Below are 25,304 nucleotides of genomic sequence, written 5' to 3' on the forward strand. Positions count from 1 at the left end.
TATTCTACGTCTAGCTTGACCCCTGTCTTCTCTTACAGGGTCCCTTTTTACGTCTGGCCCTCTTCCACTGTTCAGTTTTCAAAGACCTGCTTCGCTCAACGCGACTTTTTTAGTTTATCATTTTTTCGGCTCGGTGTCAAGAGTTTTTTTCTTCCACCGGCGCCGGCAGATTTCCTGCCGGCAAGTTCGTATTTTACTACGGCCTCCTGAGCTTTGTCAAGGGGCCTTTTTATTTTATTTCTTTCTTTCAGTGGCGCCCCCGCCGGGACGCAGAACATAATATAACATGCAAAACGGGTAGCGTGCAATGCTCTTTATAGCCTGCCAACGACTACCCGTTATAATTACACCGTTAAATTTTTGACCTTTCTTGTTTTTTTCTGCCCGATACTCCGTTTTGCTTATTCTTCCCTGGGACGCATGGTGGGGAATAGGATAACGTCCCTGATGGAAGGGGAGTCCGTCAGGAGCATTACCAGGCGGTCGATGCCGATACCCATACCGCCGGCCGGGGGCATACCATATTCCAGGGCGCGCAGGAAATCTTCATCCAGCATGTGGGCTTCTTCATCACCAGCGGCCCTGGCAGCCATCTGGGCCTCAAAACGCCGACGCTGGTCCAGGGGATCATTCAGTTCGGAGAAGGCATTGGCCAGTTCCCGCCCGGCAATAAAGGCTTCAAAGCGGTAAGTTAGTTCTGGGTTTTCTTTTTTCCTCTTGGCCAGGGGAGAAATGGCCACCGGGTAATCAAGGATAAAAGTGGGCTGTATCAGATGGGGTTCCACCCTGGTCTCAAAGATTTCGTTCACAATTTTACCCCAATCCAGGCCGGGTTCGAGTTCCACGCCCAGTTCCGTTGCCGCCCGCCATGCCTCTTCCCTTGTTGTTATCCGGGAAAAGTCCACTCCGGTATACTTTTCAATGGCTGCAAACATGGTTAACCGCGGCCAGGGCGGGGTCAAATCCAGCTCTTCGCCCTGGTAGGTAACGGTGGTCGTCCCCACTGCTTCCCTGGCGACAAAGGCTACCATCTCTTCCAGGAGGGTCATCATATCTTCATAGTCGGCATAGGCCTGATACAACTCGATCATGGTAAATTCGGGATTGTGTTTTGTAGATATGCCTTCGTTGCGAAAAATGCGGCCCATCTCGTAGACCTTTTCCAGGCCGCCGACCAGCAACCGCTTTAAGTGCAGCTCCAGGGCAATACGTAAATAGAGATCGATATCCAGGGCATTGTGATGGGTAATAAAGGGCCGGGCTGCTGCGCCGCCGGGGATGGTATGCATGCTCGGTGTTTCCACCTCTAAAAAGCCCTGGTTGTCCAGGAAAGTGCGTATGGCCCGTAAAACCCTGGCTCTGGTAATAAATACCTGCTTTACTTCCGGGTTAACAATGAGGTCGAGATAACGCTGTCGGTAGCGCAAATCTACGTCCTTCAAACCGTGCCATTTTTCCGGCAAAGGACGCAAACTCTTACACAGCAGGGTTAGCTGATGGACTTCCAGGGAGATTTCCCCGCGGTGGGTACGAAAGACCCTGCCTTTAACACCAATAATGTCGCCGATGTCCAGTTTGCGGAAAAACTCATAGGTTTCCGCCCCAACATTATCGATACGAATATAAAGCTGGAGGCGTCCGTCCCGGTCCTGCAAATCAGCAAAGGAGGCTTTACCATGGCCCCTGATGGCCATGATACGGCCGGCCAGGGTTACTTCTTGCCCTTGCAGTTCTTCAAAATGCCGGTGAACGGCTGCTGTGGTATGGGTACGCTCAAAACGTCCCCCGTATGGGTCGATGCCCTCCTCCTGAAGTTCCTTTAACTTTTCCAGGCGCACCGCTATTAAATCGTTCTCGACTTCCAAATTATTGTTCCCCCTATTGCCCTCTGGTTATATTTACTATCTGGTAACGCAGGGTTCCGGCCGGTACCTGAATATTTATTATTTCTCCAATACGATGGCCCAGGATGGCCTTACCTACCGGCGACTCGTTGGAAATCCGATTCTCTGCCGGATCGGCTTCCATAGAGCCGACAATTTCGTATTGCAGTTCCTCCCCTGCGTCCAAGTCCTTTAAAGTGACCCGGGAGCCGAGGGAGACAACGTCACCAGGTACCTCGCTGGCGTCAATAACCCTGGCGTTACGCAGCTTTTTTTCCAGGGTAAGAATACGGCCTTCAATGAAGGCCTGCTCGTTTTTGGCGTCCTCGTATTCAGAGTTCTCGCTGAGGTCGCCAAACTCAATGGCCTGCTTTAAACGTTCGGCGACCTCCCGCCTTTTTACAGATTTAAGGTACTCCAGCTCTTCTTCCAGCTTCTTCAATCCGCTCAGGGTTAATAAGGTTTCTTTTTCTGCCATCCTCTCGCTCCCTTTCAATTACCGCATCACTTATAAGCACCGGTGCTATCTCAATATATGTCCTTTTTCGCTCCTTTATGCGGCCGATCCACAGGTCCAAGTACCATAACAAGCACCGGAGGTTGCCCCAGTGCTTGTTGTGCCATAGTCCGCTCGTTTACTGGTATTATAGGCTTGCCCGGTTACCATGTCAATACCTTTCTAAAAGTTAACGAGGCAGGGCTGCTTTGCGTCGGGCCTGCTCGCGGATGGCTGCCACCCTGGCTTCGGAAACCGGGAGCTCAAAACTACGGAAGCCGGCCACGCGAAAGCCGTGTTTGGCCGCCAGGCGGTTAATGGTATCAATCTGTTCTACCGTTAACTCTCGGCCCAGGGTAAAGTTTTCAATTCTCCCCTCCAGGGCCAGGATCATGGTTTCGGCCATGCAGGCATAGGCTAAACCCGGCGGGTAACCAAAATTAAAGTTAAAGTTGACATTGCCCGGTACCTCGACCACCCCGCCGTCAATCACCAGCACGTCGTCGCGCATCTCGGCTACTCGCCGGGAAACATCCCGGGGCCGGGCTACGTCGCAGACTACCGCTCCCGGCTTCAGGTCCTCGGGCTCAATGATGGTGTCTACCGCTGAGGTAACGGTGATAATAACATCGGCGCGACGGATGGCTTCCTGGGAATGGCTGGTTATCCTGGCCTTTACACCAGTCATATCCTTTATCTCACCGGCCAGGCGGAACAGTTTAGCTTCATTGCGGGCAACAAGGGTTAGATGCTGGCAGCGCCGGGCCAGGATTTTAGCGCACACGGCGCCAATGGAACCTGTGGCCCCAACAATAGCTACCTCGGCCCGGGGCAGGTCAATATCCATCATGGCCGCCGCCTTTTCCGTAGCTTCTATGGCCGTAGCTACGGTATAACTGTTGCCCGTGGTCACCGCTATATTTAAATTGCGGGCCACGGTAATCCCGGCATCGCCGACTACGGAAGTCATGGCCCCCAGGCCCAGGATCTCGGCGCCCAGTTTTTCCGCCAGGCGGCCGGTGCTAATAATCCGTTCCATTACAAATTTTTCCGGCAGGCTTACCATCTGGCGTGAAGTCAGGGGACAGGCTACAAACCACCCTTCAGTTTCTGCGTAGGGAGAACGGACGCCGGTAATGTGCGAGGTTTTCAAAGGGGGGAGATAACGTGTCGCCCGTTCCAGGAGACTGGAGGGCAAGTGGCGGGCGAGAGGAAATTTCCTGGTAATATCACTGATATCCAGGGGGTGGATCATGAAGGCGAACTTGTGCAAGGAATGAGCCCTCCTTCGAAGAATAGATAGGGGAAGCGGCAGGTTTGTGGGAGGCCGCCCTCCTCCTTCTCCTGCGTCCGCTGGTGGCGCAGCACCGCCGCGGGCGGCTTTCCCATAATGTAGCTCAATTCAAATTTACGATGCGTGGTTTAAATTCCAGCCGGTCCAGGAGGCGGTTGTAATCTTCCGGGGTGACATCCTCCGGCTTTTTTCCGCTCAAGGTTAAGAGCACGCCTTCCATGACGTTGGTACCGAAGGAGCGGCCGTTAAATTCCGGCGTGGTAGTTATCAAAGTTTTAATACCCCGGCGGCGCAGTTCTTCGATGTCGGCGCTGGTAACGGTATTGGTGATTATTACCCGCCCCGGCAGCTCCGGGGGAAGGTAACGGCGAATAAAGAGGAAATCCCCGGCAACAATCTCCGCCCCTTCGTAATAACGCTGATAGCGGTTGTCGATCTTCTCCTGCTCTTTACCCGTAGGATAAAGGAGTTTAAAGGGCAGCAGGCGTACAAAGGGTGCCGCCAGGTAGGCCACCCGCTGGAATTTTGCCAGGGAACGGATGGGTACGGGTATACCCAGGCCAAAAATCAGGTCGCCGCAAATAAGATCGGCTCCGGCAGCGTCCAGGGCTTCAGCCATGCCAAAACGGTCGACGGCGCTAACCATGAGCACCCTTTTCCCCCGGAAATCCAGGATACCTTCCCGGGCCAGGTAGGCTATCACCCGGCGCTCCAGGGTATCCTTTAAGCCGCCGCCGTCCACTATGGGAGTCAGCCGGGCCGCCCGGACTATTTTAGCCGCATCCCGGAGGAGATAACGCCTGGTGCCTACCCGGATGTAGAGGTCCATCCCTCCCAGGCCGAAGGCATCCACCTGCCCGTCAAGTTCCCGGATAAGATTAATCATCCGCTCCATATCGCCGTCGGTACCGATGCGCTCGATGCGGAACTTTTCTCCCAGGAATTCAGCTTCCACCTGGTGATCCCGTTTAGAGGAACCCAGGCTGATGCTGACCACTCGTTTCATTTTTTATCCCTTCCTTTGTTTTTTCCCAGCTGGCGTACCAGGGCGCGCAATCCCTCGACATCTACCTCCCGGTCACCCTGGATGGGGGAAGGGCCGATCTCCACGCCCACCACTTCTCGTCCCAGCAGCGCTTCGCTGACCTTAATGCGGTAGTCGGAACCGATAATGATGACGACATCGTAGTCCCGCACCCGGCCTACAATCTCCATCAGCTGGTTCAGTAGCTCCAGCCCGCTTTTCTGGCGGACAAAATCCCAGCGCTCGGCATCGGTTAAAAGTAAGATGTATTCTACGCCCTCCTGCCGCAGCATATTTTCCAGCTCAGCCTTATTGGCAACGGGAAAGCCTACCACGGCTATACGCCGGCCGCGCCGTATCTCGCCCAGGGTTTCTAAACGGGAAACAAAGGAGCGGTCGACGCCTACCTGCCGGGCTGCCTCCTGCTGGGAAAAACCCTGGCAGCGCAATGTAAAGATGCGCTCCAGGATGGAGTTAATCTTGCGCCGGCTGATAAGCCTGTCGCCAATCCGGATCAGGTCCATTAGAAAGTCTACTCCTCTGTGCACAGATATGTGCACAGGGAGATTATAACAAAATAAAACCGTCCTGGCAAGGTAGTTTAGCAGGTCCCTCAACAGACCGCTCCGCGAGGACGACAGAGCGAGCAAAACAATGCCCGTACGGAAAGTTATTCAGAGGCATGCCGGTCAAGATATTCACGGCTATAAGCATTCAGGGTGGCGATGACTTCCGCCGCGGTATCGAGGGTATATAGGTGCTGGCGCAGGCGGGCTGCCCCCGGTAAACCCCGCAGGTAACAGGCCAAAACTTTCCGCATTTCTTTTACTGCCTTCTTTTCACCTTTCAGCTCTACCATCATGTTTAAATGGCGAATGGCCATAGCCATACGTGTGGCTACATCCGGTGGTGGAGGTTCCGACCGGCCTTCCAGGCGGGCGCGGATGGCCGTTAAAAGCCAGGGATTGCCTATCGCAGCCCGGCCTACCATGACGGCGTCGCAACCTGTCTGTTCCAGCATGGCTACGGCGTCTGCCGGTGTCCTGATATCACCATTGCCAATGACCGGTACCGGTACGGCTTCCTTTACCCGGCGGATGCAATCCCAGTCGGCCTGCCCGCTGTAAAACTGGCTGCGGGTGCGGCCGTGGATGGCTACCGCCGCCGCCCCGGCTTCAACCACCGCCCGGGCTGCCTCGATAACATTTACGGAATTTTCATCCCAGCCCTTGCGCATTTTGACCGTTACCGGCACCGGGCCGGCAGCCTCAACCATGGCGGCGACAATGGCCGCTGCCAGGGGTAGATCGCGCATCAAGGCCGCTCCCTCGCCATTTTTCACTATCTTGGGTGTCGGGCAGCCCATATTTAAATCAACAATATCCGCCCCGGCGGCCACGGCCAGTTTGGTAGCCCTGGCCAGGATTTCCGGCTCGCGGCCGAAGAGCTGGACAGTAACCGGGCCAGGTTCGTCCTTTACATCCAGGAGCGCCCAGGTAGCCTTGCTTTGATAGATAAGACCCTGGGCGCTGATCATTTCTGTATAGGTTAAGGCCGCCCCCGCTTCCCTGGCGAGGTGGCGAAAGATGCGGTCGGTAAAGCCCGCCATGGGTGCCGTCACCAGGGGTGCGGCCAGGGTAACCGGGCCAATTTTAACTGTTGCGCTCATAGACAATCCGCAAACCCTCCAAAGTTAACAGGGGATCAACCTTATCGATGCAGCTAACTTCAGGTGCTATCAAGCCGGCCAGGCCGCCGGTGGCTACCACCACGGCCCGCCCCCCCATCTCGGCCTGCATGCGCTTAACAATTCCTTCTACCTGGCCGATAAAGCCATACATTATCCCCGCCTGCATGCAGGCTACGGTATTTTTACCGATTACCTGGGGCGGCCTGACGAGTTCCACCCGGGGCAGTTTGGCCGCCCGGGCAAAAAGGGCATCCGTAGCGATGCCAATCCCGGGAGCGATGGCCCCGCCCAGGTATTCGCCGCTGGCGGAAATGGCGTCATAGGTGGTAGCGGTCCCGAAGTCCACGACAATGGCCGGGCCACCATACAGTTCATAGACGGCCACGCCGTTGACAATCCTGTCGGCACCTACCTCCCTGGGGTTGTCAAAGCGGATGGGCATCCCGGTTTTTACCCCGGGGCCGATTACCAGCAGCCGGCAGTTAAACTGATCTTTAAGCATCATGGTCAAAGTCTGGGTCAAAGTCGGCACCACGGAAGCCATGACCACGGCTTTAATGGCCTCCAGGTCCACCCCCTGGTAATGGCACAGTTGACGTAAAATCAGGCCGTATTCATCGGCTGTCTTCTGCCGGTCGCTGGCTACGCGCCAGTGGCATTGCAACTCCTTACCTTTATAAAGGCCAATGACAATATTAGTATTGCCGATATCTATGGCCAGTAACATGGCCTCATCCCCTCCATTCTTTTCAACTTCAATTATTCCACAGTACCCGGCTTTATCCTCTTTCCTGCCGGTAAAAAAATAACCCCGTTAAGGGGTTAGTTACCATCGGCAATAACCGCCGGCCAGCCAGGGGCAACCGGCGCAGAGGCGACCGGCCGCATTTTTATCAACTTTGCGGCCAACAAGTTCCCAGGCCGCGGCCCAGGTCAGGGCGGTACCGGGTACCAGGCCCAGATGCTTTAGCACCAGGTTATCCCGCGCCACCGCAGTGGTACAGTTATCTGTACCCTGGTTGGGGCAGGCCCGGCACCAGACATCATAATCATTAATGATGATTAATAGCGATTGGGGACGCCCGTGCCATAAAGCCAGGGTACGCCGCATCCGCCTGACAAAGGCCGGGCTGTAGCCGTAGCCCTGGAAGTGGCGGGCACAGAGTAAATGATGGGCACGGACTGAATAACTAACTGCTTTCCCCAGACTGCTCTTCCAACTCACGGGCTGGTAGATACCCTGCCTGCTGCAGCGCCCGCCGGACCTGGAGGCTGATGGCTGCTGCCAGGACCAGTTTGGCCAGGTCCAGGGGGATGTAGGGCAGAACCCCCAGGAGAAGACCTTTCATCAGATTAAGATGCAGGAGGTACATCAACTGTAAAGTACCCAGAACGTAGATTACTACCAGGCAGGTGAGCATGCCGGCAGCCAGGCGGCCGTAACCCGGCTCCCCTTTACCCCTTTCCAGGACCAGGCCCATGAGGTAGACCCCCAGGGCAAAACCCCAGAGGTATCCCCCCGACGGGCTGGCAAAGGCCGCCAGGCCAGCTCCGCCACGGGCAAAGACGGGTAAACCAATGGCCCCCAGAAGTAAGTAAACGAGCATGGCCAGGGTACCTCTATTTTTACCCAGGATGGCACCGGCCAGGAATACTCCCAGGACCTGGCCGGTAATGGGTACCGGTGAAAAGGGCAGGGGAATAGCCACCTGGGCCAGGACGGCTACCAGGGCGGCAAAAAGGGCCACCAAGGCCATATCTTTAGTACGCATAGAAGATTCCTCCTCCTAAATCAGCTATTGCGGGCTGGCATTTTCCAGCCCGCAGCTTACGGCGGCTCGCTACCGCAAATGGTTTCTTGTTTTTATTGTTAACCATTTGCTATATATGTGGTTAACATATATGACAAAAAATTTAGCTTGCCGTCCGCAGGCTCACCTCCCCTGCGGTAAAACGCCGGACCTCACTACCAGCACCCCGGACCAGCAGCGCGCCCTCAGCGTCAATATCTACAGCCACGCCCCGGAAAACTTCCCGCCAGGAGTTAACCTCCACCTCCCGGCCCAGGGTCACGCTCGCCTCTTTCCAGGCCCGCCGGACAGGATCGAAACCCTCCTCCTGCCAGCGCTCATACCATTTTTCCAACTGGTACAATATCTCCTGGAATAAAGGCAGCCGCGCCACCGGTCGCCCCAGTTCTAAAAATAAAGAGGTAGCCAGGGGTCTAACCTCGGGGCTAAAATCATCCGCCTCAACGTTGACGTTTAAGCCTGTACCCAGGACAACATACTCGAGGGCATCAATTTCGGCTTTAATCTCCGTCAGGATGCCGCAGACTTTACGCCCGCCGGCCAGGAGATCGTTGGGCCACTTGATACCCGGGGGGAGGCCAGTTCTCTGGCGGATGGCTGCCGCCACGGCTACTGCCGCCAGCAGGGGCAGCTGGGAAGCCAGGACCGGAACCACCCGGGGGCGCAAGATAACCGAGAACCAGATGCCTTTTCGGGGTGGCGAGAGCCAGGAACGCCCCCGCCGGCCGCGGCCGCCTGTCTGGCCCTCGGCGACGACCACTGTCCCTTCCGGTGCCCCGCCGTCGGCCAGTTCTTTGGCCACCTGGTTGGTAGAACCCACTTCGTCGTAATAGTAAAGGTTCCGTCCCAGCCAGGACGTCTTGAGGCCTGCGGCCACTTCCTCGGGATAAAAGCAATCCGGGACGGACAGCAGGCAATAGCCGCGGCGGGTCTGGGCATCAATCCGATAGCCTTCCTGGCGTAAAGCCTGGATATGTTTCCACACGGCCGTCCTGGTGATGGCAAGCTTTTTGCTCAGCTCTTCACCAGAAATGTATTCGCCCCGGCGGCGGCGCAGATACTCTAATACCTGTTGCTTGCTGCCTTCTATGCCCATGATTATATTTTAATCTTCCTTTTTATGGTTGTCAACTATCCGCCCGCCATCTGGGTTAACATTTTTCCTGTCTTTCTTCACACCCAGACTTCCCGCGGCTGTTCCCCGCCCCTGACCTCGCTTATTTTATTCTGGCCATCCAGGAGAATGACCCGCGGTTGATAGGACCTGGCCTCGGCGTCGGTAAATATACCGTAGGAGATAATGATGACAACATCGCCGGGCTGGACCAGCCTGGCGGCGGCCCCGTTGGCGCAGATAACCCCGCTGCCGGGAGGCCCGGGGATGGCATAGGTTTCCAGGCGGGCGCCATTATTATTGTTGACCACCTGCACTTTCTCGTTGGGCAAAATATCGGCCGCGGCCATCAGTTCGCTGTCGATGGTAATACTACCGATATAATTGAGGTTAGCCTCGGTGACAGTCGCCCGGTGGAGCTTGCTTTTCATCATGGTGCGCCACATCGTCTTTTACCTCCAGGGTCAAATTATCAATTAAACGGGTGTTGCCCACCCAAACGGCCAGGGCCAGCAGCACCCGGCCCTTGATTTCGTCTAAAGGTTCAAGAGTCTCTGCGTCATTTACCGCCACATAATCTATTCGCGTCCCGGGCCGGGATAAAATTTCCTGAGCCATGGCTTCCCGGACTACGGCAGCACGGCGTTCGCCAGAGCGGATAAGGTCGGCCCCGATGTTCAAAGCCCGATAGAGGGACAGGGCTGATTGGCGCTCTTCCGGGCTTAAATATTTGTTCCGTGAACTTAAAGCCAGGCCGTCGGACTCCCGTACGGTGGGAACGGTGATTATGTCAACCGGAAAATTTAAATCCCTGACCAGGCGCTTGATCACTACCGCCTGCTGGTAATCCTTGAGGCCGAAATAGGCGCGGTCGGGTTGGACGATATTAAATAGCTTGCTGACCACCGTAGCCACGCCCCGGAAGTGACCCGGCCGGGAAGCGCCACAGAGAACTTCCGTCAAGCCCTCGACCTGGACATAGGTGGCATAGCCGGGCGGGTACATTTCTGCTACCGCAGGGGCAAAAATGGCGTCGACACCCGCGGCAGCAGCCAGCTTTTGATCCCTTTCCAGGTCCCGGGGATAACGCTCCAGGTCTTCCCCGGGGCCAAACTGGGTCGGGTTGACAAAAATGCTCATAATAACGACGTCATTCTGCTCCCTGGCCGTCCTGGCCAGGGTTAAATGGCCCTCGTGAAGGTAACCCATGGTCGGGACCAGGCCTATGCTCTTGCCCTGTTGCCTGGCTGCCGCCACAAACTTGCGTACCGCGGCAATTGTTGTCAACAGCTCCAATACCGTCAGCTCCTTTAAAAATAAAATCTTCTGCCCGCCTGCTCATCGCATCAAATTTGGTAGCCAGGATTTGCCCGAACAGGGCTACCTTGCGGGCGTCGATGCTGCCTTTACGGCCGGCCAGGTCGGCCGTATAGCGTCCCAGGGCGCGGTAAATCTCGCCCAGTTCGGGAACAGCGGCTTCCATGGCCTTTAAATGATCCCTGATGGTAACAAAGTCGCCCCTGGCAATGGGACCGGTCAGGGCCTGGGGAATTCCCTTTTCATTAATATTATCTAAAGTGCCTTTAATTAATGGCGCCAGGGCCCGGGCCGCCATCTCCGGTTCCATGCCGGCCGCCTGCATGAGCCGGCGACTTAAATCTATGAGGCTGACCAGGTAGTTGGAAGCGACGCAGGCGGCCGCATGGTAAAGGGGTTTGGCCCCGGGGCTGATGAGGAAATACTCACCCCCCAGTTCGGTTACCAGGCGTTTCCCCAGAGGCAGGGCTTCCCGATCGCCTTCCAGGCTGAAAACCGACCCGGGGAGGTTGGCCACCGCCCGGTCGGCATCGGCACAGGACTGGAGGGGATGGAGGCTCAAGGCCAGGGCACCGGCCCGCCGGGCCGGGTCCAGGACGGCTGAAGTTAACGAACCGCTCATATGAATGACCGTTTGCCCGGGGCGAAAGCCGTTTCTCGAGGCAATGGCGGCTGCCACCGGGCCGATGGCCTGGTCACTGGTGGTAATAAAGATCAGGTCGGCCTGCCGGGCTACTTCTTCCGGCTGCGCAAAGACCGGGCAGGCCAGCCTTGCTGCCGCCCGCCGGGCTGAAGCAGGGGTACGGCTGGCTACACCGGCGATGGTGTATCCCCGCCGGCGCAATAATATGCCCATCCCCGTACCGACAGCTCCGGCTCCAATTATGCCCACCCGCATAATTGCGACGCTCCTCCAAATAAAAAGCTTCCGACGAGCTGCCGGAAGCTTGATTCCTCATTCACCCGTCTCGGTCTTAAATAGATCCAAGCGGTATAATTTTAAGCCGGTATTATCGAAGGATAAATGCGTGCACTCCTTAAAGGTAGCGCCCAATTTTATTCTAACACCTGAAACCACTATACGGCAATACTTCCTGCCCGGGAAAACGGTCTTTAGCAGCCACATCTGCCCGCCGGCCATCCGGTAAAATAAGGTCCGGGGCAATTTCTGCCAGGGGTATCAGGACAAAGGCCCGCTCTTGCATCCTGGGGTGGGGAATCTGCAGGTCGGGTTCATTAACTGTTAAATCATCGTAAAGCAGGATGTCAATATCAATGTTGCGGGGACCCCAGCGCTCCCGCCGCACCCGGCCCAGGCGCTGCTCTATAGCCAGGACAGTCGACAGCAGCTCGCGCGGGTGCATGGAGGTTTTGATCCTGGCCACTCCGTTTAAAAACCATCCCTGGCCCGTCTTGCCCACCGGGGCCGTCTCATACCAGGAAGAAAGGCGTTCCACCTCGATCCCTTCGGTGGCCGTAAGTATTGCTACGGCCCGCTGCAAATGCCCTTCCCGATCACCCAGGTTGGAGCCCAAACCCAGGTAAGCCGTTGTAAAATCTTTCCCCTTTACCGGCATGCAATCATCCCCGCCATACAGGTTGGCCAGTAATAGCATATCCCTGCCGGCCTGCCTGTACACAGTTTTTACAAAAATGGATCAGGGTTCAGCTTCCACAATTAAAACAGAAGGATTGGTCAGGAGGCGGATAACCTCGCCGGCGCGGCGCCGGGGCTGCAGCACCTCAACCACCGGCCGCATGGGCACCTCCGGCTCCTGGGCTATTACCCGGGCTATTTCACCGGTCGTTAACCGCACCGTAGTGCCCACCGGGTAACTGGCAATAGCTTGCAAAAAGACTCGTACCAGTTTCAGGTCCAGGTTACCCATGGTGCTTTCTACCATTAATAATTCCATGCCCTCATGGGGAAGATACCTGGGGCGGTAGCAGCGGTCGGTAGTTACAGCATCGTAAACATCGGCGATAGCCACGCACCGGGCCGCCAGGCTTAACTCTTCCCACCTTAATCCTTTAGGGTAACCGCTGCCGTTGCAACGTTCATGGTGATCCCGGGCCACCCGGCGAACTGCTTCGCTTACCACGCCCTCCAACCGCTCATAACCGGCCTGGGGATGGCGCTTGATAAGAGCAAACTCCTCGGCAGTTAACTTGCCCGGTTTTAATAAAACTTCAGGCGGTACTTCCAATTTGCCCACGTCGTGGAGCATGGCGCCAACGCCGATGACCAGGAGTTCTTTCTGGGAAAGGCCCAGTTTTAAACCCAGGAGGGTAGCCAGAACAGTCACATTCAGAGAGTGGCGTGCAGAGTAAGGGTCCAGGTCCTTAAGCATGGCCATCTGCAAAAACATGTTCTGGTTGTCCTGCATCCGGTTGAGAAAGTCGGCTACTATCTCCTGGATATTTTTAACCTCCAGCTGACTCCCCAGGCGGCAGCGGTGATAGACATCGCTCAGAGCTTCCTGGGCTTCCTGATAAATTTCCCCTACCGGCCCGTCAGGTAAATGGGGTATCCTGGCCGGCTTCCCCTGCGGTGACGGATGGTAATAATCCCCGGCACGCTGGACGGTTGCAGAATGAAAATCATAAATTTGGGTTGTAGCTCCTGCCAGTTTATCCAATCCAGCCCCGCCTCGCCGGGGAGAATTGCCATCCATTGCGTACCTCCGCCTTTTTTTGTTAATTACTGACTGTAATAAATTTTTTTCGACACCAAATATGGATTTCCTGCCAGTGCCATTTTAGATTTGTAACAAGAACGCAGCCGATTATTTGATGAAATCGCTTTATAATTGTGACCGAGGTCACAGTTTGTCTTCGCGCCCTTGTTTATGATAAAGGTGTCTTTAGAATTCCACCAAAGGGGGAGAAACCATGTTTTGTTACCAGTGCGAGCAGACGGCCGGCGGTACCGGCTGCACCAGGGTAGGCGTCTGCGGTAAGAACGAAGATATCGCCAGCCTCCAGGATACCATCCTTATCGGCCTTAAGGGTATTGCCGCCTATGCCTACCATGCCCGGGAACTGGGTGCCCGGGACGAAGAAGTAGACGCCTTTATGCACGAGGCACTTTTTACCACCCTAACCAACGTCGACTTTGATCTTAACCGTCATATAGAGATGGCCTTAAAAGTCGGGGCCATGAACCTCAAGGTCATGGAATTATTGGATAAAGCCCATGTAGAGCGTTTCGGCTCCCCGGTCCCGACGAAGGTTTCTACCGGCACCAAGAAAGGACCGGGCATCCTCGTTACCGGCCATGACCTGCTGGATCTCTATGAACTCCTGCGGCAGACGGAAGGTACGGGGATTAATGTGTATACCCACGGCGAAATGCTGCCGGCCCACGCCTACCCGGAATTGAAAAAGTTCCCTCACCTGGTGGGCAACTACGGCTCGGCCTGGCAGAACCAGAAAAAAGAGTTTGCCGAGTTCCCCGGCGCCATCCTGGGTACAACTAACTGCGTGTTAATACCTGCGGAATCTTACCGGGAGCGCATGTTTACCTGCGGCATTGCCGGCCTGCCGGGAGTAACTCATATTAAAAACCGCGACTTTACGCCGGTTATTGAAAAGGCCAAGGCCCTGCCGCCCCTGGAGGAAAAGGCCGGCGGCGAGCTGACCACCGGTTTCCATCACACGGCTATCTTAAGCATAGCCGGCCAGGTGATCGAGGCCGTCAAGGCCGGCAAGATCCGCCACTTCTTCCTGGTGGGCGGCTGCGACGGGGCCAAGCCGGGCCGCAACTACTACACCGAGTTTGTGGAGAAGGTGCCGCAGGACTGCGTGGTCCTGACCCTGGGCTGCGGCAAGTACCGCTTCAACCACCTCGACCTGGGCGACATTGACGGCATCCCGCGCCTCATCGATATAGGCCAGTGCAATAACGCCTATTCAGCCATCCAGGTAGCCCTGGCTCTGGCCGAAGCCTTTAACTGCAGCGTCAACGAGCTGCCCTTGAGCCTGGTCCTGTCCTGGTTCGAGCAGAAAGCAGTGGCCATCCTGCTGACCCTGCTCCACCTTGGTATAAAGAACATCCGCATCGGCCCGTCCCTGCCGGCCTTCTTAACACCCAATGTGCTGAAGGTCCTCCAGGAAAACTACAACCTGAAGCCTACTACCACGCCGGAACAGGACCTGAAGGACATCCTGGGTTAATAATAAAACGCCACGTAGCTTAAGTGCGCTACGTGGCGTTTTTTCACAGGGGCAAAACCTTTACGGAGAAATTTTAGCCAGCCGTTTCAAGGCCTGAAGCTTATCAGTCCGGCCGATCTTTGCTGATGCCAGGGCCTGCTCCAGGACGGCAATGGAGCGATCGTACACCCGGCGGTCCACCGGGTAGGGGTGGCCGTCCTTGCCGCCGTGGCTGAAGCTGTACCGGACCGGATCCCGGAAGCTGGCCGGTGCGCCGTAGGCCACCTCGGCAACCATGGCCAGGGCGCGGACGGTTTTGGGACCCACGCCTTCCACGCCCAGGACGGCGGCAAAATCCCGGGGCTGGGCGGCATATACTTTGAGCAGGGCTTTATTGAGGTAGCTCGCCCGGGGAACATCATGACGCCAGGGGAGAGGGAGGTTGGGCAATTCCCTTTCCAGAATGCGGTTAAACTCGGCTACTACCTTTTGCGGCTGCTCCCGGGCCAGCTCCGTCACCACCTGGCGGGAGGCTTGACCCTCGCTGGCCACCATGTTCAGCACCTCACCCTTCACGTCGCAGCAAACAGCGGCATGGGGTTCGCAGACAAAGTCCCTTAGCCCTTCGCCCAGCCAGTGGTAGCGGCGGGCCAGGCGCGTGGTTTCATTCATCCCCTGCTGGACGACGGCCCACCGGCCGTCAAAGGTGAAGATAAAGACGTGGTGGTAGAGCTGGTAGCCGTCCTGGAGGGCCGTATTGTCGACTTTGGCGGCCATCCTGCTGGCGTAAATTAACTCTCCTGGTTGTAAAGAAGTCAGGGCCAATCTGTCGGCCGCCGTTGCAATTTCCTCCGGTGTCCGGCGGGAAGTACGACCTTTGCCCCCGGCAATGACAAAGCCCAGGTCCTTTTCCCGGCCGCGCAAACCCTCCTTAAGGGCGCCGCAGAGGGTGGTAGTTAAACCCGAAGAATGCCAGTCAAAGCCCAGAACGCAACCGAAGGCCTGAAACCAGTACGGATCGCTCAAGCGCCGTAACACCTCCCGGGGACCGTATTCCCGGACAATAATCTCCAGGATGGCCGGCCCCAGGCGTTTCATGCGTTCAAAAAGCCAGGGCGGGCAGTGGCCGCCGTGGAGGGGCAGGCTGGCCGTACCGGTACGCATTAAAAACCTTCCTCTAAAACCCTAGTATATGTATTTAGAATTTCTTGCGAGAAAAGCACAAAGCGTACTTCGGTAAAGATGCCCGGGTTGGCAGCTAAAAAATCCTTAACTGTGGCCAGGGCGATGCGGGCCGCCCGTCCCACAGGGAAGCGGTAGGCCCCGGTGCTGATGGAAGGAAAGGCGAGCGATTTTATACCCCGTTCCTTCGCCAGCTGCAGGCTGCTGCGGTAGGCGCTGGCCAGGAGCTCATCTTCTCCTTTTCGGCCGCCGTGCCAGATAGGGCCTACGGTATGGATAACGTAGCGCGCCTTGAGGAAGCCCCCGGAGGTGATGACCGCCTGACCAACGGGACAGCCGCCCTGTTCCTCCCGGATACGGCGGCACTCTGCTGCTATGGCCGGTCCCCCGGCACGGTGGATGGCGCCGTCGACGCCGCTGCCACCCCACAGGCCGGTATTGGCGGCATTGACAATGGCCTCTACCTCCTGCTCGACAATATCCCCCTGGAGGAGTTTTAGCAGGGTACCGGCAATGTTGACTTCCGTCATTACTAAGACCCTCCTCAAATAGCCTTAGAGCGGCTGGTAACCGCCGCTATTGAAAGCCTGGCTTTTAGTACCCCGGTCTGCTGTTATGTCAACTCCGGCTTTACTCATGCCACGGGTTCCGGGGCCAGATCGACAAATTTGGTGAATTCAGGTAAAAAGGCCATTTCCACCGTTCCTACAGGACCATTGCGGTGCTTGGCTACGATAACTTCGGCAATCCCCTTTTTATCGGTGTCGGGATCGTAATACTGGGGCCGGTAAAGGAAGATAATCACGTCAGCATCGGCCTCAATAGCCCCGCTCTCCAGGAGATCGGCCATGACCGGACGTTTATCCTGGCGCTGCTCAACACCGCGGTTCAACTGGGATAGGACCAGGACGGGAACATTCAATTCCCGGGCCAGGGCCTTCATGGCCCGGGAAATGATAGCAATTTCCTGCTGGCGGCTGTCCACGCGGCGGTGGGCCTGCATAAGCTGCAGGTAGTCAACTACCACCAGGCCCAGGCCGCTTTCCGCCTGCAGTCGCCTGGCCTTGGCCCGGACCTCCAGGGCCGAGACGGCCGGGGTGTCGTCAATATAGATGGGGGCTTCTCCCAGGATGCCGGCGGCATTGACCAGACGCGCCCAGTCGTCTTCGGTTAAGTAGCCCGTCCGCAAGCGGTGCTGTTCCACCATGGCTTCGGCGGCCAGCATACGCTGCACCACCTGTTCCCGGGACATCTCCAGGCTGAAAATGGCCACCGGCAACTTTTGTTTAACAGCCACCTGCTGGGCAATGTTGAGACAGAAGGAGGTCTTTCCCATCCCCGGCCGGGCGGCGCAGATGATGAGATCAGAGGGCTGCAGGCCGGAAAGGATTTTATCCAGGTCATGGAAGGTGGGTATACCGGTAACTTCACCCTTATGAGCGCTTAAACGCTCCAGATGGGCAAAGGTTTGCATCAGGACATCTTTAACGGGCACAAAACCGCTGCGGCGCCGACCCCCGGCCACCTCAAAAATTAGACGTTCAGCCTCATCTAAAATCTGGTCCACATCGCCGGCCTGATTTAAGGCCAGTTCGGTAATGCGCCCGGCTGCCTGCACCAGGGCCCTTAATGTGGCTTTTTCCGCTACCAGGCGGGCATAATAGCCGGCATTGGCTACACTGGGTACATCGCCCGTCAGGGAGCTCAAATAGGCAGCCCCGCCTGCCACCTCCAGCTGCCCCTGGCGGCGAAGTTCTTCCGTCACCGTCAGGAGGTCGACAGCCTCACCGCGCTCATTGAGATCCAGGATGGCGCGATAAATCAAACGGTGGGCTTCCCGGTAAAAGTCTTCGACTTTAAGGATTTCCAGAACGGTAAGCAGGGCTTCCCGGTCCAGCATAATGGCCCCCAGGACGGATTGCTCGGCCTCCAGGCTCTGGGGAGGAAGCTTTTCCAGTTCGCCTGCCATGGTTTTCAGGCTCCTGCCCGGGACCGCCGCCGGCCCCTGGCCCTGGCCGCCGGCATCAGGTAATCCAGGGCCTCGGCTACATTTTCCACGGGCTGGACGGCAATCCCTTTGAGACCAGCCGGTACCTCGGCTGCATTTTCCGCTGGAATTAAAACCATCTTCATGCCCGCCTGCTTGGCGCCATAGATTTTCTCCAGTACGCCGCCTACCGGCTTGACTTTCCCCTGGATGGAAATCTCGCCGGTGACGGCAATGTCCTGGCGCATCGGCCGCTCCTGGACGGCACTGATAATGGCCGCGGTAATGGCCAGGCCGGCCGAGGGCCCGTCAATGTTGGCCCCGCCGACAATATTGACGTGGACGTCATAGTTGTATAAATCCTCACCTGTCAGCAGGCGAAATACCACAGCGGAATTAAAGACGGAGTCCCGGGCCATGCTGCCGGCCGTTTCATTAAAGCGGATGCTCCCTTTCCCCGGTTCCCGGGCCGGGAAGGCCATCGCCTCAATCTCCAGGACTGAACCTACAAAACCGGCTACGGCCAGGCCCATGACGCGGCCCACTTCCAGGGTATCCCTGGCCTTCACGGTAACGCAGGGCGTCAAGCGGGCGCTTCTTAAAACCTGCATGACATGTTCTGCTGTAATCAACCGGCGCCGGCGGCCCTTTTTCCGCTGCTGTTGATAGAGACTGAGGCCGTAAGCTTCGGCCAGGATGTTGATGGCCTTACGGCCTTCAATGGTATATTCGGAGATTAGTTCCGGTACCGCCGGTTCCAGTTTGACCCCCAGCCGGCCAGCGGCTTCCCTGATAATAGTCTGGATATGGACAGGGGTGAGGGGTTCAAAAAATACCTCCGCGCACCGGGAGCGCAGGGCCGGGTTTAGCTCTTCCGGCTCCCGTGTCGTAGCGCCGATAAGGATAAAATCAGCCGGCGCCCCTTCCTCAAAGAGTTTTTTAATATAGCGGGGAACACTCTCGTCACTGGGGTCATAGTAGGAGGAATCAAATTCTACCCGCTTGTCTTCCAGGACTTTGAGGAGCTTGTTGAGAAGCAGGGGATCCATTTCCCCGATCTCGTCAATAAAGAGTATGCCCCCGTGAGCCTCAGTCACCAGCCCCAGCTTGGGCTCCGGCACCCCGCTCTCGGCCAGGTCCCGCCGCGCTCCCTGGTAAATGGGATCATGAACAGAGCCCAGGAGGGGGTTGGTCACTTCCCGGGGATCCCAGCGCAGGGTGGTACCGTCCACCTCGACAAAAGGTGCCCCGGGTTTAAAGGGGGAGCTGCTTATTTTCTTGGCTTCTTCCAGGGCCAGTCGCGCCGCCGTCGTTTTCCCCACCCCCGGCGGGCCGTAGATGATCATGTGCTGGGGAAAGGGGGAGGTGAGTTTAGCAAGTATTGACTGCACGGCCTGATCCTGGCCGACGATTTCCTCCAGGCGCCGGGGCCGCAGGGCTTTCAGGGCTGTCCGGGACAAGGTTATCTGGGACATCTTTTCCAGAATAGCCAGTTTTTTAAGGGTCTGGGCGTTTTCCGGCCCGTTATTTTCCTTTAGAACCTGGCGGCGAACCTCCTGGATGTACTCTTCATGGCGCTCCTGCAGCCTTTCGGCAATGCGCTGCTCCAGCTTTTCTTCCACCGTCCGCCGGGCAATAAAGTCGGCTATTTCTTCCTGCAGGGCGGTCAGGATCCGGGGTATCTCTTCTTCGGCCGGTAAATCAACGATGGTAGGGTCTTCATAGATCAATTTTTCCAGGGCCAGGACCCTGGCCGCCAGGTCATCGGAACGTATTAAATCCAGGGCTTCCAGCTTGCTGGCCCTTAAAACTACTTTCTCCGTACCGTAAATATCACATAATACACCATATAAAGCGGCCACCTGGCGATCCAACATATGACGATCGCTGGCCAGGACGGGCAAAATCTCTTTGGACATTCTTTTTAACTCCCCTCTGCCACCACCTGTACCCGCAGGCGGGCCTGGATTTCAGGATGCAATTTCAGGGTAACTTCATAGCTACCCAGGGCCTTGATGGGTTCTTTAAGATCTATTTTACGCCTGTCGATATCCACATGAAAAGTGTTTTTAATTGCCTGGGCTATCTCTTTATTGGTAACCGAACCAAAGAGTTTGCCCTTATCACCGGCGCGGGTGGTCACCTGTACCACAGCACCATTGAGCAGACCGGCCTGACGCCGTGCTTGTTCCAGTTCCTGGCTCTTTTTCTCCTCCTGGCGTTTCTTTTCCAGGTTTAACTCTTTCATGCGCCCGGCAGTAGCTTCCACCGCCAGGCCCCGGGGCAAGAGATAATTGCGGGCGTAGCCCTCAGCCACTTCCACCACTGTCCCCCGGTTACCGAGTTTGGGGACATCAGCAACTAAAATAACCTTCATAATGCCTCACTCTCCTTCACCAGGCGAATTGATGCGCCGCCGGTAACTGAAAAACGGGTCAAATAAACCCAGGGTTACCAGGGAAACCAGGGCCATCGGGAGATTGATCATGGCCACAATAACCAGCACCGCCTTGAGAAAGGAAGCCAGTTTCAGCCGGTAAAAAATAAAGCTTACCGCGGCCAGGCCGTTACCCGCCAGCAGGGGCAAATATACATAAAGGATATTTATCCCTACCTTGCGGGCAAAAGCCAGGCCGTAATAATCTCCTAACTGCCACAGGCCCAGCCCGGCAATTACCCCCCAGATGGCGTGCCAGGGTAACTGCCAGTAACGGAAGGGCGGCAGCCCCCTCTCAATAAGGCCCAGGCGTTGCAGAACCTTTTCAGCTACCAGGTAATTAACGAAGGCGGCCAGGATAGAAGCAGAGATTAAAATCCCCGGTAACAGGAGTTTAAGGAGATTGATCATGCCGGTCAGGGCGGCCTGGAACTGCTCCGGAGTCATTCCCGATTCCAGCATTCCCGTACGGCGGTAAAATTCCATGGTATAGTTGACTGTAGTCTCAAATTCCTGGAGCAGCCCCCCCAGGGGCAATCCCGTCAGTTTAGAAGTCAGGACCAGGCTCAAAAGCAAAGAAAAGAGGGAAACCACTCCCCCGGCAATCAGCACCAGGCCTGGCCGGGCCTTAACTTTAAAAAGGTGACCGTAGACCAGTCCCAGCCCGGCAAACTGGACAAATAGCAATGTCGCATTTAGCGGCCCGGTAAAAAAAGCTATAGCCAGGCCGGCCACAAAGGTAGCCATTACCCCCAGGCGTAAGCTACGGCGTACGGTAAGGACGACAATGGGGACCGTCCAGATAATATTGGTAAATACCTGAAAAAGGGGTATAAAATAGCCCGTGAGCACCAAAACCACCGTCAGGGCTGCCATGAGGGCCCCTTCAGCCAGGGCTGCTACCCTACCTTCGGTCATGAAATTATCACCCAATTATTATCCATTAATTAAGCGAATATAGAAAAGAGGGAGTTGCTGTCCTCCCTCATGAACTTCGCCTTTATTATTCAACCGTATATGGCAACAGGGCCAGGATCCGCGCCCGTTTTATAGCCGTAGTAAGCTGGCGCTGGTGATGGGCACAGTTGCCGGAAATACGGCGGGGTAAAATCTTGCCCCGTTCGCTGATATAACGGCGGAGGCGGTTTACATCCTTGTAGTCTACCTGCTCAATTTTATCGACGCAGAAGCTGCAAACCCGTTTCCGGGAACGTTTCTTGTCACGCGCCAAATTCAGTTCCACCCCTTTACCTAAAAAGGTAAATCATCTTCGCCCATATCTACTTCTGTGCCAATATCGCTAAAATCCTGGCTGAAGCTATCAGCACCCATACCCGCAACGGGATTAACCCCGCTCGGGCCCTTTCCATCCTTGGGCCAGTCAAGGAAACGGACATCGTCGGCTACAACATCAGTAGCCTGGCGTTTCTGGCCATCGGGCGTTTCATAGGTACGCGTCTGGAGACGGCCTTCAACTGCCACCAGGCGGCCTTTATTCAAGTGGTTGGCACAGGTTTCTGCAAGCTTTCGCCACACGGTGATGCGAATAAAATCTGTTCCCCGTTCACCCTGCTGGTTGACATAATTCCTATCTACCGCCAGGGTAAAGGTTGTTACGGCGATACCGCTGGCCGTATAGCGCAGTTCGGGGTCCCGCGTCAGCCGGCCAATTAGAACTACCCGGTTTAACATACCTCTCCCACCGCCCCTGTCTTTTAGCTGGCTTCTTCCAGACGCGTAATCAGGTAGCGAATTACCTCATCGGTAATCTTTAATACCCGCTCCAGTTCCTGGGCAACGACCGGCGTGCCTTTAAACTTCATGAGGACATAATAGCCCTCCCGGTACTTGCGTACCTCATAGGCCATCCGCTTTTTGCCCCACTGGTCTACCTCGATAACCTGGCCGCCCTGGTCGGCTATCAGCCGGGTAAATTTCTCCACCACTGCTGCCGTAGCTTCGGCTTCCAGGTCGGGCTTAATTACGAACACAACTTCGTAATTACGCAAATGACAGCACCTCCTCCCTGTGGACTTATGGCCCCACCCACCGGTGGAGCAGGGAAGCTTTTCTGGTTGATTATAGCATAATTGATCCCGGAGGGCAAGGTTGAGATTTGCCAAGCCTGACGCATACCTAAAAAAGATAAAATGCTAAGGGCTAAGAAAAAAAGAGGCAACTAGTTATACCGCCGTCGCAGGGCTATGAAAGGTTCATCGGGGTATAGCCCGTCTAAAGGCATTTCCCGCGCCACCCGGTATGGTGGCATCAATAATTAGTTTAGATCGGTGCAGATTAAAGGGATCCCTGGAAAAACCATTAGTATTATTAAAAACAATGGCTTTATCCGGGGAGCTCCTAGTAGCTAACGCCCACAAGACGTCTTCCCAGTTAAAAATATCTACATCCGGGTCAACTGCGACACAATATTTTAACCATGGCGCCTGTTCCAGGGCAATTTCTAAAGCCCTTCGTACTTCAGCCTTATCTTTAGGCCTTAATGAAATAACCCCATTAAAAACTACAGGGGATAGGTTAACACCTACTACATCTATACCTGCCTCTTTTATTGCTTTAAAAACAGCGGCTTCCCTGGAAAGCGCCAGCAATAAACTATCCTCCAGGGAACCAGCCCTTATTCCTTGAAAAACAGGATTTTCCCGATGCGTAATTGCCGTCAAATGGATAGTTGGATTTTCGCCGCGCGGTACGTAATATCCCATAAAGTCGCCAAATGGTCCCTCAGGAGCATCGTCTTCTGGATCTATATAACCTTCTAAAACAATTTCGGCCCAAGCTGGTACTTCTGCGTCGATAGTAACACATTTAGTTAACTGCAAATGTTCACCCCTTATGGCACCGGCAATCTCCAGTTCATCAAGCCCAAAATGAACTTTACTTACAGCGGCTATTATTTCCGCGGGGTGGTTGCCAATTGTTATAGCTACCTCAACTCTTTTCCCTAGTTCTCCAGCTTTTTTACGGATTAATTCCAGATGAGAACCGGGTTCCAGGCGAATGCCTAATTGTTGTTTCCCCTGTACCTGAAGTCTGTGTATGGAAACGTTACGTATTCCTGTTTCCGGATCCCTGGCCAGAACCACACCGGCAGTAATATATGGACTGGCATCCAGAGCATTATATTTTACAACAGGCAGCTTGTACAAATCCACCTGCGAGCCAATATATTGGACCTCTTGAACACTGCCGCTTTTTATTAATACCGGTTTTACAGGGTTGGACAGACACTTGAGGTAAGCGGGCCATATTTCGTGTATGGTGCAACCAAAAACTATCGCATAATGATCTCTGCTGCTTAATACGTTAAACAAAAAGCCGCTTTCAAACCCTCTAACTTTTTTTATCCAGATTGTTTGTGGGCTTTTCCTGTTAGCAAATATTAAATTGGGGATATCTTCTATTGAAATGTCCTCTATTTCTTCCAATTTATTTTTGTGGTAAAGGTTACGCAGGTAATCTCTGAGACCTTCCTGCATAAATAATTCCCCTTTAACAGGAATATATATAGCTACCCGGAGTCTGAAATATAAATACAAACTAAGAAAGCCTCTTGATTATTTCTTCTGAGGTAATGACTTCACCAAGCACGTACTCGATATTTCTTAAAAAAGCGCGATGTAATTCCCTATCGGTACCAGCAACGCAATCAGAAATTACTACGACACGATAATCACGTTGCTGGGCGTCCAGAGCAGTAGCATAAACACATACGTTAGTTGCAACACCGGTAATAATAAGGGTGCTCCTTTTAAGCCCTTTAAGTAAGATTTCCAGGTCGGTCAAATAAAAGCCGCTATACCTGCGCTTAACAACAATAAAATCTCCCTGTTCCGGCCTGAGTTCATCGATAAATTCTACTCCCTTCGTTTGTTCCAGGCAATGCTCCGGCTCTTCGCGTTCCAATTCCATACCAAAGTCAACCTTTTCCGGCCGGTGCTTTTCTTGGGTATAAATTACAGGAATATTCTGGGCGCGCATAAAAGAGATTAATTCCTTTAATCGTGGTATAATCTCACGACCGCCAGGACATTCGATGGGAGCGCCCTCATCTATAAAATCCGCTTGCATATCAATTACAAGCAAAGCACAATCCTCTTTTTTATACATTTTCAGCCCCTCCCTATAACGACCGGATTTCCTGGATAATTTCAATAATCTTCCTGGCTGCAAACTCTACTAAAAGGCGTCCCTTTTCGGAGGTAGCCTTGGTCGGATCACCTATAACCCCGTTAGCCGAGATGTCCTCAGTTCTCCACCCCATAGTTACAGGGCCAAAAATGGTAACATATTTGTTGCTACGTAATGGTTCGGGGGGAAAGCTGGCAACAATTTGCTCTTTTTTAACCAGATGAGGAAAAGTGTACATAATAATAGAGGTTTCCAATTCGCAGGCGTGGAACACGCCATCTCGAGGAGATTCTTGAATTTCTTTCAAGATATCCTCCCAGAAATTAGTAAACCACCAGTCAATTACAAACACCTGGACATTCAATTGATCCCGCAAATCCCGGCATAAAGATGTCAAGATATCTGTATTGCCGCCATGGGAGTTAAAAATAGCTATCTTTTTAAATCCATGCCGGGCAATGCTTTTACATATATCTTCTATCACGCCCCTTAATGTTGCATACGAAAAAGAAATGGTGCCAATAAAATTCAGGTGCTCGTTACTCTTGCCAACCGGTATAACGGGGGGTTATCAATAGTGGTATTTCTGGATCAATATCTTTTAATACGCGTTCTAGAACGGATTTTAAAATCATAGTGTCTGTTCCTACTGGTAAATGTTTACCGTGTTGTTCTGTAGCTCCTACTGGAAGTAAAACGATGGTTTCTTCCCTGTTAAAGGCATCTATCGCCTCTGAAGTTAGTTCTTCTAATAACCTAGCCATC

Annotated in this window: 29 protein-coding genes; 1 reads left to right on the forward strand and 28 read right to left on the reverse strand. The window is 54.7% G+C overall.

The annotated features are described in order from the left end of the window. Positions 1-401: 401 nt before the first annotated feature. The 15 genes from lysS to FLZ89_RS05690 all read right to left on the reverse strand — a co-directional run bounded on the left by lysS (position 402) and on the right by FLZ89_RS05690 (position 13,304). Positions 402-1,865 carry a lysine--tRNA ligase gene (gene lysS, locus FLZ89_RS05620; RefSeq protein ID WP_141263727.1) on the reverse strand — a complete coding sequence of 488 codons (1,464 nt, stop codon included), beginning with the start codon at positions 1,863-1,865 and terminating at the stop codon, positions 402-404. A 13-nt stretch (positions 1,866-1,878) separates the two neighbouring features. Further along, a complete protein-coding gene (gene greA / locus FLZ89_RS05625; RefSeq protein ID WP_141263726.1) occupies positions 1,879-2,361 on the reverse strand; it encodes a transcription elongation factor GreA in 483 nt (160 codons plus the stop codon). A 208-nt stretch (positions 2,362-2,569) separates the two neighbouring features. Beyond that, positions 2,570-3,652 carry a polysaccharide biosynthesis protein gene (locus tag FLZ89_RS05630; RefSeq protein ID WP_141304601.1) on the reverse strand — a complete coding sequence of 361 codons (1,083 nt, stop codon included), beginning with the start codon at positions 3,650-3,652 and terminating at the stop codon, positions 2,570-2,572. Positions 3,653-3,776: 124 nt separating this feature from the next. Further along, positions 3,777-4,679, reverse strand: coding sequence for a quinate 5-dehydrogenase (locus FLZ89_RS05635; protein ID WP_141263724.1), 903 nt, complete (start codon positions 4,677-4,679; stop codon positions 3,777-3,779). Continuing rightward, a complete protein-coding gene (locus FLZ89_RS05640; protein WP_141304602.1) occupies positions 4,676-5,221 on the reverse strand; it encodes a helix-turn-helix domain-containing protein in 546 nt (181 codons plus the stop codon). Before FLZ89_RS05640 ends, FLZ89_RS05635 begins: the two co-directional genes overlap by 4 nt. Positions 5,222-5,367: 146 nt before the next feature. After that, positions 5,368-6,366: a tRNA dihydrouridine synthase DusB gene (dusB, locus tag FLZ89_RS05645; RefSeq protein ID WP_141305291.1), complete on the reverse strand. Its 999-nt coding sequence runs from the start codon at positions 6,364-6,366 to the stop codon at positions 5,368-5,370. Further along, positions 6,350-7,114 carry a type III pantothenate kinase gene (locus FLZ89_RS05650; RefSeq protein WP_141263721.1) on the reverse strand — a complete coding sequence of 255 codons (765 nt, stop codon included), beginning with the start codon at positions 7,112-7,114 and terminating at the stop codon, positions 6,350-6,352. Before FLZ89_RS05650 ends, dusB begins: the two co-directional genes overlap by 17 nt. Positions 7,115-7,213: 99 nt before the next feature. Continuing rightward, on the reverse strand, positions 7,214-7,612 hold the full coding sequence (locus FLZ89_RS05655) for a DUF1284 domain-containing protein (RefSeq protein WP_172613463.1): 399 nt from the start codon (positions 7,610-7,612) through the stop codon (positions 7,214-7,216). Further along, the gene (locus FLZ89_RS05660) at positions 7,578-8,159 is read right to left on the reverse strand and encodes a biotin transporter BioY (RefSeq protein WP_141263719.1); all 582 of its coding nucleotides are present in this window, start codon (positions 8,157-8,159) and stop codon (positions 7,578-7,580) included. The genes FLZ89_RS05655 and FLZ89_RS05660 overlap by 35 nt, the downstream gene beginning before the upstream one ends. A 142-nt stretch (positions 8,160-8,301) precedes the next feature. Beyond that, positions 8,302-9,294, reverse strand: a complete 993-nt coding sequence (locus FLZ89_RS05665) for a biotin--[acetyl-CoA-carboxylase] ligase (RefSeq protein WP_141263718.1) — start codon at positions 9,292-9,294, stop codon at positions 8,302-8,304. A gap of 77 nt (positions 9,295-9,371) precedes the next feature. Then, positions 9,372-9,758: an aspartate 1-decarboxylase gene (gene panD / locus FLZ89_RS05670; protein WP_141263717.1), complete on the reverse strand. Its 387-nt coding sequence runs from the start codon at positions 9,756-9,758 to the stop codon at positions 9,372-9,374. Further along, positions 9,703-10,569, reverse strand: coding sequence for a pantoate--beta-alanine ligase (panC, locus tag FLZ89_RS05675; protein WP_253256536.1), 867 nt, complete (start codon positions 10,567-10,569; stop codon positions 9,703-9,705). The genes panD and panC overlap by 56 nt, the downstream gene beginning before the upstream one ends. Continuing rightward, positions 10,463-11,527 (reverse strand): Rossmann-like and DUF2520 domain-containing protein, encoded by a 1,065-nt coding sequence (locus FLZ89_RS05680; protein ID WP_253256414.1) that lies wholly within the window; start codon positions 11,525-11,527, stop codon positions 10,463-10,465. The genes panC and FLZ89_RS05680 overlap by 107 nt, the downstream gene beginning before the upstream one ends. A gap of 163 nt (positions 11,528-11,690) precedes the next feature. Next, positions 11,691-12,206: a 2-amino-4-hydroxy-6-hydroxymethyldihydropteridine diphosphokinase gene (folK, locus tag FLZ89_RS05685; RefSeq protein ID WP_141305293.1), complete on the reverse strand. Its 516-nt coding sequence runs from the start codon at positions 12,204-12,206 to the stop codon at positions 11,691-11,693. Positions 12,207-12,287: 81 nt separating this feature from the next. Further along, complete coding sequence (locus FLZ89_RS05690; RefSeq protein ID WP_141304603.1) at positions 12,288-13,304, reverse strand: HD-GYP domain-containing protein; 1,017 nt, start codon at positions 13,302-13,304, stop codon at positions 12,288-12,290. 217 nt (positions 13,305-13,521) lie between these two features. Here FLZ89_RS05690 and hcp point away from each other — a divergent pair, with 217 nt between their 5' ends. Continuing rightward, a complete protein-coding gene (gene hcp / locus FLZ89_RS05695) occupies positions 13,522-14,805 on the forward strand; it encodes a hydroxylamine reductase (RefSeq protein ID WP_141304604.1) in 1,284 nt (427 codons plus the stop codon). Between the two features lie 60 nt (positions 14,806-14,865). Here the strand turns inward: hcp and FLZ89_RS05700 are convergent, their stop codons facing one another. From FLZ89_RS05700 to FLZ89_RS05760, 13 genes are all read right to left on the reverse strand, one after another. After that, entirely contained in the window at positions 14,866-15,948 is a 1,083-nt protein-coding gene (locus tag FLZ89_RS05700) for a DUF763 domain-containing protein (protein ID WP_141263713.1), read from the reverse strand. Continuing rightward, complete coding sequence (locus FLZ89_RS05705) at positions 15,948-16,496, reverse strand: O-acetyl-ADP-ribose deacetylase (RefSeq protein WP_141304605.1); 549 nt, start codon at positions 16,494-16,496, stop codon at positions 15,948-15,950. Before FLZ89_RS05705 ends, FLZ89_RS05700 begins: the two co-directional genes overlap by 1 nt. Positions 16,497-16,600: 104 nt before the next feature. Then, on the reverse strand, positions 16,601-17,935 hold the full coding sequence (gene dnaB / locus FLZ89_RS05710; RefSeq protein ID WP_141304606.1) for a replicative DNA helicase: 1,335 nt from the start codon (positions 17,933-17,935) through the stop codon (positions 16,601-16,603). Between the two features lie 5 nt (positions 17,936-17,940). After that, positions 17,941-19,872, reverse strand: a complete 1,932-nt coding sequence (lonC, locus tag FLZ89_RS05715) for a Lon family ATP-dependent protease (RefSeq protein ID WP_141304607.1) — start codon at positions 19,870-19,872, stop codon at positions 17,941-17,943. 5 nt (positions 19,873-19,877) lie between these two features. After that, positions 19,878-20,330: a 50S ribosomal protein L9 gene (gene rplI / locus FLZ89_RS05720; RefSeq protein ID WP_141263709.1), complete on the reverse strand. Its 453-nt coding sequence runs from the start codon at positions 20,328-20,330 to the stop codon at positions 19,878-19,880. A gap of 6 nt (positions 20,331-20,336) precedes the next feature. Further along, the gene (locus FLZ89_RS05725) at positions 20,337-21,308 is read right to left on the reverse strand and encodes a YybS family protein (RefSeq protein ID WP_141304608.1); all 972 of its coding nucleotides are present in this window, start codon (positions 21,306-21,308) and stop codon (positions 20,337-20,339) included. Between the two features lie 85 nt (positions 21,309-21,393). Further along, on the reverse strand, positions 21,394-21,621 hold the full coding sequence (gene rpsR, locus FLZ89_RS05730) for a 30S ribosomal protein S18 (RefSeq protein WP_141263707.1): 228 nt from the start codon (positions 21,619-21,621) through the stop codon (positions 21,394-21,396). A gap of 20 nt (positions 21,622-21,641) precedes the next feature. Next, positions 21,642-22,082: a single-stranded DNA-binding protein gene (locus FLZ89_RS05735; protein WP_141263706.1), complete on the reverse strand. Its 441-nt coding sequence runs from the start codon at positions 22,080-22,082 to the stop codon at positions 21,642-21,644. A 23-nt stretch (positions 22,083-22,105) separates the two neighbouring features. After that, entirely contained in the window at positions 22,106-22,399 is a 294-nt protein-coding gene (gene rpsF, locus FLZ89_RS05740; RefSeq protein WP_141304609.1) for a 30S ribosomal protein S6, read from the reverse strand. Between the two features lie 204 nt (positions 22,400-22,603). Beyond that, the gene (locus FLZ89_RS05745) at positions 22,604-23,887 is read right to left on the reverse strand and encodes a UbiD family decarboxylase (RefSeq protein ID WP_141304610.1); all 1,284 of its coding nucleotides are present in this window, start codon (positions 23,885-23,887) and stop codon (positions 22,604-22,606) included. 61 nt (positions 23,888-23,948) lie between these two features. Further along, a complete protein-coding gene (locus tag FLZ89_RS05750; protein WP_141304611.1) occupies positions 23,949-24,518 on the reverse strand; it encodes a cysteine hydrolase family protein in 570 nt (189 codons plus the stop codon). Between the two features lie 13 nt (positions 24,519-24,531). Further along, positions 24,532-25,098 carry a creatininase family protein gene (locus FLZ89_RS05755; RefSeq protein ID WP_141304612.1) on the reverse strand — a complete coding sequence of 189 codons (567 nt, stop codon included), beginning with the start codon at positions 25,096-25,098 and terminating at the stop codon, positions 24,532-24,534. After that, on the reverse strand, positions 25,079-25,303 hold the full coding sequence (locus tag FLZ89_RS05760) for a creatininase family protein (protein WP_141304613.1): 225 nt from the start codon (positions 25,301-25,303) through the stop codon (positions 25,079-25,081). Before FLZ89_RS05760 ends, FLZ89_RS05755 begins: the two co-directional genes overlap by 20 nt. Between the last annotated feature and the right edge of the window lies 1 nt (position 25,304).

This window comes from Moorella sp. E306M (genome assembly GCF_006538385.1).
Taxonomy (GTDB): domain Bacteria; phylum Bacillota; class DSM-521; order Neomoorellales; family Neomoorellaceae; genus Neomoorella.